Source organism: Achromobacter sp. E1, from assembly GCF_037039475.1.
Lineage (GTDB): Bacteria > Pseudomonadota > Gammaproteobacteria > Burkholderiales > Burkholderiaceae_B > Achromobacter > Achromobacter mucicolens.
Window position 1 is genome coordinate 2,679,913 of the sequence record NZ_CP146253.1, and the last position, 13,567, is coordinate 2,693,479.

Sequence of the window (13,567 nt, forward strand, 5' to 3'; positions counted from 1 at the left end):
TCAGGCGTACAGGCCGTGCAGGAACCAGCGCGCGTCCTCGGCGTCGCGCTCGCGGTAGATCCAGTAGCGCGCGCCGGCCGAGTCTTCGGCGACGAAGTAATCGCGCACGGTCAGGGCTGGGTCCCACCACCCGCTTTCGATGCGTTCGGGGCCGCGCATCAGCCGCAGCGCCTGGCCGCCGTAGTGGGGACGATGGCCGGACAGCTTCAGGGGCTGCGGGGTTTCCAGCAGCCAGAACGGCCGGTCGAGCAGCGGCGGCAGGGGGGCGGGACGTTCTGGCGCGGCCAGCGCGTCGGTCCATGCGTTGGCGGCTTCGGGACGATGGTCGGGGGTGGGCCGGGCATGGCGCACCCGGTCGCGGCCCAGCCGCGCCACCAGCAGGTCCAGGAGCCGCGCGTGGTCGGCGGCGGTGCCGCCCGGCTCGGGGAACAGGGTGGTGCTGGCGGCGGGTTGCTCGACGGTGTCGGGCGCGTGCAGCGCCACCGCGATGACGGGGGCCTCCAGCGTGAAGTGGTTCAGTTTTTCGCGCAGCAGATGCAGAAGCTGCGAGGCCTGCCAGATGGGCTGGGCCAGCGCGACCTCCAGTTCGGTCGGCGGGCGGGCGTGGCGGCCGCGTTCGTGATCCATGCTGAGCACCACGCGCCGCACGGCCAGTTGCCGGGCGGTCAGCCAGCCGCCCAGCTGTTCGGCCAGGCGTCCCGCCACCGCCAGCACGGCGTCGGTGTGCTCCATATAGTCCATGAGCTCGATCCGCCGCGAAAACTGGTTGGGCGGTTCGAGCCAGCGGTAGAGTTCGGGCGTCTGGCCGTAGGCGGCGTCCAGCGCTTGCAGCAGATCGGGCGCGCTGCGCCGCTGCAGGCCCGCGCGGGGCAGGGCGCGCAGGTGCGCCAGCGTGTGGCAGCCGATGTCGTCCAGCCAGTTGCGGCGGCCTTGCGCCTGGGGCAGCAACGACAAGGGCAGGGCATCGAGCCGCCGCGCCAGGGTGGGCAGCTTGAGCGTGCGGCGCGGCACGCCCCGGCCGGCGCGCCGCGCCAGCAGCCAGGCGCCCGTGGCCGTGGGCGCCATGCCCAGCGACACCCGCAGATCCAGCGCGCGCAGCGTGGCGGCCACCCGCCGGCTCAGCGCCCGCGGTCCGCGAAAGAACATCAGGCTGGCGCCCACATTCAGCAGCACGGTGTCGCCGTCGGCCAGCGCGATTTCGGGGGTGTACTGCAAGAGGGCCAGCGCCGCGCCTTGCAAGGCGTCGGCTTCGGCCTGCGGCTGGCGGGGCAGCAGTTCCACGCCGGGCGCGATGGCCGCCGCGCCCGCGCGGCGCATGCCGGGCGTCACGCCGGCCTGGCGGGCGGCGGGCGTCAGGGCGGCCACACGTTCCTGGTCCAGAACGGCGAACGCCTGCTGTTCATGCGGCCAGTGCGGGCGTATGGCGTCCAGCGGCAGGCAGCGCAGGTATGCGGCGATCCAGAGGCGCATGGCGGGGAGAAGAGGGGGTAAGGGCGCCGGGCTCCAGGCCCACGTACAGCGGGGTGTCGCAGACAGGCCCCCGGCGCTTCAGTATGTGTACGGACAGGCCGCCCGGCGCGGGCGCCAGCGCCAGCCGCAAGGCGGCGGGCGTGGCGCTTTGGGCGGCGCGGGACGGGCGCACGGCGATGAACAGCAGGTCGCTGGCCTGGGCGGCCAGGTGCAGACGGCGCAGGGATTCCGGGCGCACGTGGGGCAGCCAGCAGATCAGCGCGCCGCAACTGGCGTTCTTCAGGATCTGTTCGCTGGCCCACAGCGCATCCACCGGTTTTTCCGGCGCCACCCACAGCAGTTGCCGGGGATCCAGCCGCCAGCTCATCCAGCTGGCGATGTGCGGAACATGGGGGGGCTGCACCAGGGCAATGGGCCGGCGGGTTTCCAGTTGGGCCAGCGCGGGACGCAGCAGGCGGATTTCTCCGATGCCGGGATGGGGCGTGAGCAGTTCGACGAGCGATCCCAGCGGCCAGCCGTTATCCGGCAGTTCGGCCGATAGCGCCGCATGCCCGGTTGGCAGGGTGCGTGCGGCGCCTTTGGCCAACTGCGTGGCGCGCCACAACGCGGGATGGATACGTTCGGGGGACTGCATGGAAAAAGCGCCCGGTGTTCAATACCTGGATAAATATACAGTATTGTACCGGGCTTTGCGCCGGCAGGACGTATCGAAAAGTGGCCCGGGACGGCCAGGCGCGGCGCATTTTACAATCCCGCAATCGGGGCGCATTCCACGGTCCCAGCCCAGCACGGAGCAGTTTCATGGCGTCTTCCAGTTCTATCGAATTCCTTCCCGATCCGGGCGTCGACGTGCGCCAGCTCTTCATCCTGCTGCATGGCGTGGGCGGATCGCCCGCCAACCTGGAGCCCCTGGCCCAGGCGGTACGCGCGGCCTTTCCGAGCGCGGCGGTGCTGATCCCCGAAGGCTTCGAGCCCTTCGATGGCGGCGGCGCCGGCCGGCAGTGGTTCTCGGTGCGCGGCGTTACCGACGACAACCGCGCCGACCGCGTGGCCCAGGCCCTGCCGCGCCTGGAAGCCTACGTGCACGATGCGCAGGCCCGTTTCGGCCTGCTGCAGTCCGACACCGCGCTGGCCGGCTTTTCGCAGGGCGCCATCATGGCGCTGGAGCTGGTGCAGGCCCACGACGGCATGGCCGGACGCGTGATCGCGTTTTCGGGCCGCTACGCGCAACTGCCCAAAAGCGCCCCGCAGTACACCACCATCCATCTGCTGCACGGCGCCGACGATCCGGTCATGAGCGTGTCGCAGGCCCAGGCGGCGCAGGCCCGCCTGGCCGAACTGCACGGCGATTCCACCATCGACATCGCCACCCACGTCGGCCACGAACTGCATCCCGCCCTGATCCAGCGCGCCATCGTGCGCCTGCAGACCTGCGTGCCGCTGCGCAGTTGGGAAGCGGCGCTGGGGCTGAACCAGACGCCGCCGGACGGGACGACGGTGCATTGATGGCGCCCCGCGCGAGCGACGCCGTCGGCGGCGCGCAAAGCATTTTCCGCGTGCTGCGCATCCTCAAGTACGTCGGGGCGGCCCCGGCGCGTGGCGTGGGCCTGACGGACGTGGCGCGCGATGTCGGCCTGACGCCGCCCACCGCGCATCGCATGCTCACGGCCCTGCTGCAGGAAGGCTTCCTGTCGCTCAATCCGCGCCTGAAGACCTACAGTCTTGGCCGCGAGTCCTACATCCTGGGGCTGGCGGCCGAAAGCCGGCACGGCATCAAGGCCATCGCCGAATCGGCCGTGCTGAGGCTGGCGCAGTCCACGGGCGACACCAGCTTCCTGTCGGTGCGCTCCGGGCACGAAGCGGTCTGCGTGGACCGCAAGACGGACGACTTTCCCATCAAGATTCTGACCCTGGAAGTCGGCCACCGCCGCCCGTTGGGCGTTGGCGCGGGCAGCCTGGCCTTGCTGGCGTTCCTGCCCAATGACGATATCGAACGCGTGCTGGCGCGCTACGACGCCAGCGCGGCGCCCGACCTGCCATCGACCGACATGCTGCGCGAGGACATCGCCGCCGCGCGCAGGAACGGCTACGCGCTGAACCCGGGCCGCATCATTCCGGACATGCTGGGCGTGGGGGTGCCGGTGCTCGACCGCGAGCAGCACGTGGTGGCGGCGCTGAGCGTGGCAGCCATCCGGTCGCGCCTGTCCGGCGCACGCCTGGCCGACGTGGTGGCCGCGCTGCAGCGCGCGGCGGCGGAATTGTCGGCGGACCTGGCCCCGCGCGTCTGATCGCGTCCCGGCCAGTCCGATCCCGCCGGCTTTGCGCTAGCGTCCCGCGCAGGCCTTGCCGCCATCGACCGGCAGGCACACGCCGGTGATGTACTTGGCCTCGTCGCTTGCCAGAAACAGCGCGGCGTGGGCCACGTCCCAGGCGTCGCCCATCCGCCCCATGGGGCTGGCGGCATTGCGCCGCCGCCGCATTTCCTCGACGTCATCGAACTGGCCCGCGATCTGTTTGTAGATCAACGGGGTGTCGATGACGCCGGGCAGCACCGCATTCACGCGGATATTGTCCGGCGCGTAACGCACGGCCAATGACCGCGTCAGGTGGTTCAACCCGGCTTTGGCGGCGTAGTAAGAGGTGTACGGATAGGAATTCACCTGGATCGAGGCCAGCGACGAGATGTTGACGATGCTGCCCGCGCCCTGCGCCAGCATGGCGGGCAGCACATGCTTGCAGGTCAGGAACACGCCGGTCAGGTTGGTGTCCAGCACGCGATGCCAGCTCTCTTCGGTGGCCTCGATGGGGTCGCCCATTTCCGTGATGCCCACGTTGTTGTGCAGCACGTCGATGCGCCCGGCGGCCGCCAGCACGGCGGCGACCGCCGCCTGGATCTGCCCGGAATCGGTCACGTCGGCGGTCAATGCCTGGCAGCGGCCGCCTTCGGCTTCGATGATGCCGCAGGTTTCGCGGGCGGCCTCCGGCCGCAGGTCCACGGCGAACACCCACGCGCCCTCGCGCGCGTATAGGGCCGCCGCGGCCTTGCCGTTGCCCCATCCCGGCCCGGACGAGCCCGCGCCAAACACCAGCGCCACCTTGTCTTTCAGCCGCTGACCCATGTCATTCCGCCGAGATGTGCGCAAAGTCGGCGACCTTCTTCCACTTGGCCACGTCGCCCTGGATCATCGCGGCAAATTCCTCGGGCTTGTCGGCGACCACATACGCGCCCACGCCCGCGTACTTGGCCTGCACGTCCTTGTCCGCCAGCGCCTTGCGGGATGCGTCGTTCAGCTTGGCCAGCACGTCCTTGGGCAGGCCCGCGGGCGCCAGCAGGCCATTCCACATTTCCGCGTCGTAGTCCGGCAGACCCACTTCCGCGAACGTGGGCACGTCCGGCAACTGCGGCAGGCGGGATTTGGCGGCCACCACGATCGGGCGCAGGTTGCCCGACTGGATGTGCGCCATCGATGACGCGGCCGTATCCCACAGGATGGGCACCTGGCCGGCGATGACGTCATTGAGCGCGGGACCGGTGCCGCGATAGGGCACGTGCATCATGTCCAGGCCCGACAGCGACTTGTAATACTCCATCGCCATGTGGGTGGCGCCGCCGTTGCCGGACGAGGCGTACGAATACTTGCCCGGGGCGCCCTTGATCAGGGCGGTGAACGACGCATAGTCCTTGGCCGGGAAGTTCTTGTTCACGACGATCACGCCAGGCACGCGGATGATCTGCGTGACCGGCGTGAAGTCCTTCACCGCGTCGTAGGGCAGGTTCTTGTACACGGCAGGGTTGGTGCCGTTGGTGCTGGACGTGCCCAGCAGCAGCGTGTAGCCGTCCGGGGCGGCCGAGGCCACGGCGCGGCTGCCCACGGTGCCGCCGGCGCCGCCGCGGTTCTCCACCACGACCGGCTGGCCGATCTGCTTGGCCAGCGCTTCGGCAAAGATGCGTCCGACCACGTCCGAGGTGCCGCCCGGCGGGAAGGGCACGATCAGGCGGATGGGACGGTCGGGGTAGGTGGCCTGCGCCGCGGCGGCGCCCGCCAGCGACAGGGTTGCAGCGGCGGCCGCCAGCTTGATCCAGGTTCTGCGCTTCATGAGGTTTGTCTCCTTGCTTGATATTGTTTTGTGTGTCGAACCGGGCGATGCGCGCCGCCCTCAGGCGATGCGGTCGCCCGGCTTGATCTTGGCCGCCCGGCTGTCCACGCCCGGCAACATGTGCGCGGGGTCGCGCGTGACCACCACGTCAAGAATGGTGGGACGGTCCTTGCAGGCGTAGGCCTGCGCCAGCGCGGCGGGCAATTCCGCGGGATCCTCGACGCGGATGCCATTGCAGCCCAGCGCACGCGCCACGTTGGCGTAGTTCGTGTCCACCAGATCCGACGACTGGTAGCTCCCCGCGCCGTACATCAGGTGCTGCAACGCCTTGATGTAACCCGACGCGGCGTTATTGACCACCACGAGCGTGAAGGCGAGCTTCATGCGCACCGCGGTTTCCAGTTCGCCCAGCGACATATTGCAGCCGCCGTCGCCGGTCAGGCTGACCACCTGGCGGCCGGGGGCCGCCGCAGCCGCGCCGATCGCGCCGGGGATGCCGTAGCCGATGGACGCAAAGCCGCGGTCGGGCACAAAGCCGCGGCCGGCGCGCTTGGTGTCGAACAGCAACCCGCCCCAATGCGCGGCGAAGCCACCGTCGGCCACCAGGATGCCGTCTTCGGGCAGCGAGGCATTGATCTCGTGCATCAGCCGCGCCATGCCGACGGGGCTGTCGCCGGAAGTCAGCTTTGCGTTGACCGATTCGCGCCACGCGTGCATGGCCTGGCCCACCTCGTCCACGTAGTCCTGGCGGGCATGCGCGCCGTGGGCGGCCAGGCGCGCGTCCAGGTCTTCCAGCGTGGCACGCACGTCGCCCCACAGGCGTAGGGCGGGCGTGGTGGTGCGGTCGAATTCCTCGGCCACGATATCCAGATGGATGATCGGCGCGCCCGCGGCCAGCAGGTCGTAGCGGCGGGTTGCCACTTCGCCCAGTTTGCAGCCGACGACAAAGAGGCAGTCGGATTTGGCGATCAGGTCATTGGCAATGCGGCTGTAGCGGCCGAAAAGCCCCGCGTTCAGCGGATCGCTGCAGGCGATGGCGCCCTTGCCGCTCATGGTGTGGGCGACGGGAATGCCGAATCTGCGTGCGAAGGCCTGGACGGTATCGGCGGCATCGCTGATGTGCACGCCGCCGCCGCACAGCATCAGCGGGCGGGAGGCCCCCGCGAGCATGCTTGCCGCTTGGGCCACGTCGTCGGCCGACGGACGGCAGCGCAGGGCGGGCGAGCGCCGGTAGTTGGGGCTGGAATAAAAGTCGTCGGCATCGAACGCATGGACCGCGTGCGCGATGTCTTCGGGTACGTCCAGCACCACGGGCCCCGGGCGGCCGCTGGTGGCCACGGCAAACGCGCGCCGCACCAGCTCGGGAATGCGCTCGATCATCTCCACGCGCAGCACGTCTTTCACGACCGGGCGCAGCACCTCCAGCTGCCGGGCCTCCTGCGTCATGTTCTTCCACGAGTGCATGCGATGCGAGTCGCCGACCAGCGCGACCAGCGCCGTGCCCGCGTTGTAGGCTTCGGCCAGGCCGGTCACCAGGTTGGTCGCGCCGGGGCCCAGGGTCGCGTCGCACACGCCCGGGCGGCCGCTGACCTTGGTGTAGGCGTCGGCCGCGAACACCGCGCAGCGCTCGTCGTTGATCAGGTTGTGATTCAGGTTCAGGCGGCGCGCGGCGTCGTAGAACGGCAGGAGCTGGAAGCCGCCCATGCCGAACATCAGGCCGACGTCGTGCGCGGCAAACATGCGGGCGAGGGCTTCGCCTCCGGTGATTTCCAGTTTTTCCGACATGCGGGTAAGGCTCCTAGTGGGTGTCGCGCCCGGCGAGCAGGGCGTCGATAAAGGTTTTGAGCGGTGTGCCGACGCGGCAGCCCAGGTCGCGGGCGCGGGCGTTGGCCGAGGAGATGGTCCCTTCCTCGTAGCAGGAACGGGCGTCGCCGATGCGGGCGGTGTGCGCCGAAACGGTCAATGCGGCGATGCCGCGCTGCTGCAGCAGGGGCAGGCGTCCGATGCCGGCGCTGTCCTTGCCCATGCCCGCGTCGTTGAAGGTGACCAGGCGCGGGGAGGCCCGGACGCCATCGGACTGCAGGCCGGCCAGCCGTTCTCCGTGAGAGGCGGTGACGGCGATGAGGCCGTCGTCCTGCGCATCCACGAGCGACACGGAATCGGCGCCCACCACCAGCGGGGCGCCGTCCGGGCCGGCCTTGATGACGATGCGGGATTCCTTGATGGCGGTGGGGCGGCCGGCGTTTGGCTGGGCGTGCGCGAGCCGCGCAGCGGCTTCGGAGACGGTCATGCCTGGCTCGCAGCCCAGTTCCTGGGCAAGCGCATTCACAAAGCTGATGACGCCGTGGCGCGCCATGTCTGCGCCATCGCCGATGCGGCAGCTGCGGTAGCTGGCGGTGGCGGCGGGCACGCCCCAACGTTGCAGGTCGTCCAGACCCGCAATGCCGGCGCGCTGCCAGCCCACGCCGGCGTCGTTCAGCACGACGGCCCGCACCTCGCCCCGTGCCGCGCAATAGGCGGCATACCTGCCGCCGTGCGACCCGGCGATCACGACGCGCCCGGCGTCCTCCCGCGTCAGCTTGGTGATGCTGTCCAGCACCCGCGCATCCCGGATATTTTCCGGATGTTCCATATTATGAATTGTCCCCGTCCTACAGCGCTGGCTCCGTCGGGTCGGGGCTGCGCTGTCGAATCGTTTGATGTTGTTATCGCGTTCGGGACGATTCTAGGGGCGCGGGTTTTATGGAATCAATGCGATCCCCATAATATGGAATTGATTTTGTGGCCTGCTTACGGCTCCCAGCCTCCGCCCAACGCCAGAAACACCGCGATCTGGTCGCTGGAGAGTTCCGCCTGCGAGGCCGCCAGCGCACTTTCATTGCTGGCCAGTGTGCGCTCGGCGTCCAGCACGGTCAGGTAGTCCGTCTTGCCGTACTGGAACAGGCGCCGCGCCTGCGAAGCCGCTTGCGCGCTCTGGTCGCGGGCCGCGCGAAGGGCGGTCTCGCGGTCCAGTTGGCGGGCGTAGACGACCAGCGCGCTTTCGGTTTCGCGCAAGGCATTGAGCACGGTCGCGTCAAAGCGGGCGGCGGCGGCCTTGGTGTTGGCCTGGGCCTCGGCGATGCGCGCTTGCGCGGCGCCCGTGTTGGGCACCGTCCAGGAGATCAGCGGGCCCACGCTCCAGCTGAAAGTGCCGCGGTCGCCAAACATGGCGGCCGGACCACCCGATGCGGCGGACAGGCCCAGCGTGATCTTGGGATAAAGGTCGGCCGTGGCGACCCCGATACGGGCCGTGGAGGCGGCCAGGGTGCGTTCCGCCTGGCGGATGTCGGGACGACGGCGCAGCAACTGCGCGCCATCGCCCACCGGGATGGTTTCGGTCAGCTTGGGCGCGCTGGCGCATTGCAGCAGCGTGGGCGAGATCTCGCCGGGCGTCTGGCCGGTCAGCGCGGCCAGGCGATACAGGGCCGTGCGCTGCTGGGCCTGGAACGGCGGCAGGTTGGCCTGCAATTGTTCAAGCTGGCTGCGCGCCCGCGTGACGTCAAGCGTGGTGCCCCGACCGGCACGCTGCAGGCGGCTGACGGCGTCGACCGATTCGCGCTGCACCTGCACGGAATGCTGCGCCGAGGCCAGCTGCATGCCCGCCGCGCACAAGTTGGCGTAGGCGCGCGCGGTCTCGGCTGCGACCGTCACGCGGGTGGCGTCGTACGCGGCCTGCGCGGCCTGCGCGTCGTCAGTAGAGGCTTCCACGGCGCGGCGGATCTGGCCGAACAGGTCCAGTTGATACGACACGCTGGCGCCGGTGGAGTAGGACCAGCGGTTGGGCGGATCGATGCCGGGCTGAAGCTCCTGCAAACCGGAGACGTGGCCGAACGTGGGCGAGGCATTCACGCCGATCGTTGGCTGCTGCTGGGCCTTCGTTTCCTGCACCGCGGCCTGGGCGCGTTCAAGGTTGGCGCTGGCCACGCGCAAGTCGGTGTTTGCGGCCAGGGCTTTTTCGACCAGGCCGTCCAGCACCGGGTCGTTGTACAGACGCCACCAGTGGCCAGGAACCGCCTCTTGCCGGTACACGTCTTCCTGCGCTTGCACGAAGGAGGATTGCGCGCTCGGCCGCTGGGACACGGCCTCGCGCGGCACCTGGTAGTCGGGGCCCACGGCGGCGCATCCGGCCAGCGCGAGGGCCAGCGTCAGCGGAAGGAGAAATCTGGTTTTCATGGCAGGTACGGCTTGGCGTCGATAAGGGATTCAAGGGTTTTCGGAAAGCAGGGCGGTGCGGGCCGCTCGTCAGGAAGCGTGAGGCGCGGCGGCCGCGGCCTGGGGCGGGCGGTCGTCGACCGAGACGGTGGCGGTCTGGCCGGCGACCAGCCGTACGCCCTCGGGCACGTCGTCGATCTTCACGCGCACCGGAATGCGCTGCGCGAGGCGGACCCAGTTGAAGGTCGGGTTCACGTTGGGAAGCAGGTTCGCGCCGGTGCTGCGGTCGCGGTCCGCGATGCCCATGGCAATGCTTTCCACATGGCCGCGAATGTGGCGCGATTCGCCCATCAGCGTCACGGTGACGGGATCGCCTTCGTGGATGCCGGGCAGCTTGGTTTCCTCGAAGTAGCCTTCGACGTAGAACGACCCGGCGTCAACCAGCGCCATCACGCCGTGACCGGCCGTGGCGTACGAACCGGCGCGCAGGTCCAGGTTGGTGATGCGGCCATCGCTGGCAGCCACGACGCGGCTACGCGCGAGGTTCAGGCGGGCAGTGTTCAGTTGCACCTGCGCCTGGGCGAGCGCGGCTTCGGTCTGCTGCACCTTGGTCTGGCTCTGTTCCACCGCTTCGGCCGCGACAAGCTGACCCAGCGAGCGGTTGCGCTTAGCGTCGCGCAGCGCCTGGTCGTGCGCAACCTGCTGCGAACGCACCGAGGCCTGGGCCTGGTCGTACGCCAGCTGGAAGCGGGCGCGGTCGATCTCGAACAGCAGGTCGCCGGCCTTCACGTCCTGGTTGTCGTGCACGGGCACGCTTGTCACCAGGCCGGACACGTCGGGCGCCACCTGCACCACATAGGCCTTGACGCGGCCATCGCGCGTCCAGGGCTCGACTTCATAGTGATCCCAAAGCTGCCAGCCGGCGTAAGCGGCGGCGGCGACGACAACAGCCGTCACTGCGAACTTGCCGATAGCAGCAGGGCGAAGGGCATTGGGGAGTTTCATACCTATCTCTGAAGAAAATAAGGGGAAATGAGGGAGACGCCGTACAGCAGCACCACGAAGAGCGCCAGGTCAAAGAGCGCGGGGTGCCACACCAGGCGATACAGCCCGGCGCGCGCCAGCACGCGCCGCACCGCCCAGGCCACGCCCAGGGTGACGACGCCCAGCACGAGCAGCCAGGGGAAGTAAATGCCGTAGAGATTGAATTCGCCGATCATGATGCGTGGCCCTCCAGCGTGGGATGGGCGGGTTGGAAGTCGGGCGCGTTGGGAAAGAAGGCGCGGCGGATGCCGACCAGCGCCACCACGGCGCGGTCGCGCGCGTGGGGCCCCTGCGGCGTGGCGGCCACGCTGCAGAGCGCGCGATCGATCTGCGCCAGGAACTCGGTTGTCTTGTCTTGCGTGCGCCCCGACGAACGCAGCCGGAAAAACTGCGCCAGGCTGTCGAGCACCGGCTGGATCGTGGATTCGGCCATCGGCAGATGGCGGCGCGCCCGCTGCAGTTCGGTGATGTCGCGGCCCACGCGCAAGTCTTTCAGCGCATCGGCGGCCACCAGGTCGTCGGGCCGCTTGGCCAGCGCCAAGCGCGGCTGCAAAAGGCCGATGCGGTCCAGCATGCGGGCGGCATAGGTGTGGCGCGACGGCGCGCGGGGCGCGCTGGCCAGCGTCGCCAGCTCTTTCCAGTTGGCGGCCTGGATGCGGCGCGCGCTCCAGTCGGCGCTGACCGTGCGGAAGATGGCGGCGATGATCGCGGCGGTGGCCACGCCGATGCACTGCGCGACCTGCGTGTCGATGAAGGACACGACGTCGGCCGTGTGGGTGTCTTGCAGCGCCATCGTGCCCAGGAATCCGAACAGCATGGCCATGGCCTTGCCGGTGCTGGCCGGGCGGGCAATGAAGACGCCCAGCACGAACGCGGTCGGCAGCATGGACAGCGCCAGCATCTCGAAGGAATGAATGGCCGGCATGATGCCCAGCAGATACAGCGCCGACAGCGGAATCGAATACACCGTGTAGGTCAGGAACTGCATGATGCCGGGCACGGGATTGTCCTGCGAAGCGAAAAAGCAGCTGAAGATCGCGGCCATCAGCGCGGCGGTGGCGCCGTTGCTCCATGCCGTGCCGATCCAGAAAAGGCAGCACACCGAAATGGCCAGGCCGGCGGCCAGCGCCGACAGCAGCGCCATCCCGTGGTCGCGATGCAGCGCGGCATTGGGATCGCGGGCCGTGCGCGGGGTGCGCACCGGCGCGCCCTGCAAGCCCGCACGGATGTCGCGGCGCAGGGCAAGGCATTCGTCGTACGTGTCGATCAGCTCGCGCAGGCGGGTCATCAGGCTGGCCAGCAGCACGTCGCGCCAGGTCGAGCGGCTGTCGATCCCGGGCGTCAGCCGGGTGACGGCGGCGCGCAGTTGGACGGCGGTTTCGTGCGAGGCCTGCGCGCCGGCATTGATCCATTCCGAAATATCGGCCAGCAGCGCCTGCACCGGTTCGGGCAGCGTCTGGCCGTTTGCCTGCAAGGCGCGCATGCGGTCTTCGACGGCGGACATGGCCGGCGTCAACGCCGCGATCTGGTCCTGCATGGCGCGCACGGCGCCCGCGGTCCAGCGCAGGTTGCTGGTGTCAAAGGGAACGTGGGTGGACAGCAGGCGCAATTGCGTGATGTCGTTGGCCAGCACGCGGCGGTCCTTGTCGCGCTGTTCGGCGGTCTTGCCGCTCAGCGTGTCGTGCATCCAGTTGCGTGCATCGCGCACGGCCTTGTCCAGTTGCAGCGTCAGCGCGGGCGCCAGGCCGCGGGGCAGGACGATGCTGTGGATCAGCGTGGCGCACACGATGCCCAGACTGATTTCCTCGACGCGGGCGAGCGCCGTGTCAAAGACCTGGGACGGGTCGGTGACGCTGGGAAAGCCGATCATGGCGGCGGTGTAGCCGGCCAGCATGAACAGATAGGACCGCGGCGTGCGGTCCAGTACCGACATGTACAGGCAGGCGCCCACCCACAGCACCATTGCGCCGGTCATGACGACGGGCGAGTTCGACAGGCGCGGCACCATGTAGACGGTGGCCGCCGACCCGGCGAAGGTGCCGATCAGGCGGTACAGGGCCTTGGAACGCACCGCGCCTGACCACGGCTGGGCCACGACATAGGCGGTGGTCATCGCCCAGAACGGACGCGGCAAACCAATGCTGTAAGCCAGATAGAGCGCCATGATGGCGCTCAGGTAGCTCTTGAGCGAGAAGAGGGTTTCGCGGACGTTCGGCAGTTTCATGGCCGCGCGTCCTCTTGCGCGCCGGCGCCGCTTCGGCCCAGCGACACCTTCAAGGCGTCGAAGACGCGCAGGCAGGCCTCCAGATCCGATTCGCTGACACCTTGGAAGACGCGGCGGCGCAGTTCGACCAGCACCTCTTCGACCTGCGCGCGCAGCGCATGGCCGGCGTCGGTCAGATGCAGGGTGCGTGCGCGGCGGTCGTGGGGATCTTCGCGGCGTTCCATCAGGCCGGCGGCCACCAGTTGGTCCAGCACGCGCACGAGAGAGGGGCCTTCAACGCCCAAAGCTTCGGCCAGCGCGCCTTGGCGAACACCGTCGCCAAGTCGGCCGGCCAGGATGACGGGCCACGCGGTTGCCTGGGAGAGTCCGTAGTCGGCAAGCGCCTTGTCGGCAGCGCCGCGATAGGCGCGCGACAGCACCATCAGGTTGGCGGTGGTGGCCATGAGCTGGGAGTCGGAAGGAGTAAGCATGGAATCGATTGTATCCTATCTATTAGCTTACTAATGATTGAAAATGGCGACTATCTCGATAGATTTTCTC

Annotated in this window: 13 protein-coding genes; 2 read left to right on the plus strand and 11 right to left on the minus strand. The window is 69.1% G+C overall.

Annotated features, from left to right (window positions below; translation table 11 throughout):
- Together V6V88_RS12335 and imuA are read right to left on the minus strand one after the other, a co-directional pair.
- Nucleotides 1–1,470: a DNA polymerase Y family protein gene (locus tag V6V88_RS12335; RefSeq protein ID WP_338619359.1), complete on the minus strand. Its 1,470-nt coding sequence runs from the start codon at nt 1,468–1,470 to the stop codon at nt 1–3.
- Nucleotides 1,400–2,104, minus strand: coding sequence for a translesion DNA synthesis-associated protein ImuA (gene imuA, locus V6V88_RS12340; RefSeq protein ID WP_056317163.1), 705 nt, complete (start codon nt 2,102–2,104; stop codon nt 1,400–1,402). The genes V6V88_RS12335 and imuA overlap by 71 nt, the downstream gene beginning before the upstream one ends.
- A 167-nt stretch (nt 2,105–2,271) precedes the next feature.
- Here imuA and ypfH point away from each other — a divergent pair, with 167 nt between their 5' ends.
- Together ypfH and V6V88_RS12350 are read left to right on the plus strand one after the other, a co-directional pair.
- Nucleotides 2,272–2,976 (plus strand): esterase, encoded by a 705-nt coding sequence (gene ypfH, locus V6V88_RS12345; protein WP_056317165.1) that lies wholly within the window; start codon nt 2,272–2,274, stop codon nt 2,974–2,976.
- Nucleotides 2,976–3,758, plus strand: coding sequence for an IclR family transcriptional regulator (locus tag V6V88_RS12350; RefSeq protein ID WP_338619360.1), 783 nt, complete (start codon nt 2,976–2,978; stop codon nt 3,756–3,758). Before ypfH ends, V6V88_RS12350 begins: the two co-directional genes overlap by 1 nt.
- Nucleotides 3,759–3,794: 36 nt before the next feature.
- Here V6V88_RS12350 and V6V88_RS12355 read toward each other — a convergent pair whose 3' ends face one another.
- The 9 genes from V6V88_RS12355 to V6V88_RS12395 all read right to left on the minus strand — a co-directional run bounded on the left by V6V88_RS12355 (nt 3,795) and on the right by V6V88_RS12395 (nt 13,497).
- Nucleotides 3,795–4,589, minus strand: a complete 795-nt coding sequence (locus V6V88_RS12355) for a glucose 1-dehydrogenase (RefSeq protein WP_062841522.1) — start codon at nt 4,587–4,589, stop codon at nt 3,795–3,797.
- 1 nt (nt 4,590) lies between these two features.
- Nucleotides 4,591–5,568, minus strand: coding sequence for a tripartite tricarboxylate transporter substrate binding protein (locus V6V88_RS12360; RefSeq protein WP_056317172.1), 978 nt, complete (start codon nt 5,566–5,568; stop codon nt 4,591–4,593).
- Between the two features lie 60 nt (nt 5,569–5,628).
- A complete protein-coding gene (locus V6V88_RS12365; RefSeq protein WP_280002470.1) occupies nt 5,629–7,353 on the minus strand; it encodes a thiamine pyrophosphate-binding protein in 1,725 nt (574 codons plus the stop codon).
- 13 nt (nt 7,354–7,366) lie between these two features.
- Nucleotides 7,367–8,200 (minus strand): hypothetical protein, encoded by an 834-nt coding sequence (locus V6V88_RS12370; protein ID WP_338619361.1) that lies wholly within the window; start codon nt 8,198–8,200, stop codon nt 7,367–7,369.
- Nucleotides 8,201–8,358: 158 nt separating this feature from the next.
- Nucleotides 8,359–9,780: an efflux transporter outer membrane subunit gene (locus tag V6V88_RS12375; RefSeq protein WP_338619363.1), complete on the minus strand. Its 1,422-nt coding sequence runs from the start codon at nt 9,778–9,780 to the stop codon at nt 8,359–8,361.
- A gap of 69 nt (nt 9,781–9,849) precedes the next feature.
- Nucleotides 9,850–10,764 (minus strand): HlyD family secretion protein, encoded by a 915-nt coding sequence (locus tag V6V88_RS12380; protein ID WP_128829468.1) that lies wholly within the window; start codon nt 10,762–10,764, stop codon nt 9,850–9,852.
- A gap of 2 nt (nt 10,765–10,766) precedes the next feature.
- Nucleotides 10,767–10,979: a DUF1656 domain-containing protein gene (locus V6V88_RS12385; RefSeq protein ID WP_025140452.1), complete on the minus strand. Its 213-nt coding sequence runs from the start codon at nt 10,977–10,979 to the stop codon at nt 10,767–10,769.
- On the minus strand, nt 10,976–13,027 hold the full coding sequence (locus V6V88_RS12390; RefSeq protein ID WP_338619368.1) for an FUSC family protein: 2,052 nt from the start codon (nt 13,025–13,027) through the stop codon (nt 10,976–10,978). The genes V6V88_RS12385 and V6V88_RS12390 overlap by 4 nt, the downstream gene beginning before the upstream one ends.
- Nucleotides 13,024–13,497 carry a MarR family transcriptional regulator gene (locus V6V88_RS12395; protein WP_062841515.1) on the minus strand — a complete coding sequence of 158 codons (474 nt, stop codon included), beginning with the start codon at nt 13,495–13,497 and terminating at the stop codon, nt 13,024–13,026. The genes V6V88_RS12390 and V6V88_RS12395 overlap by 4 nt, the downstream gene beginning before the upstream one ends.
- Nucleotides 13,498–13,567: the final 70 nt, after the last annotated feature.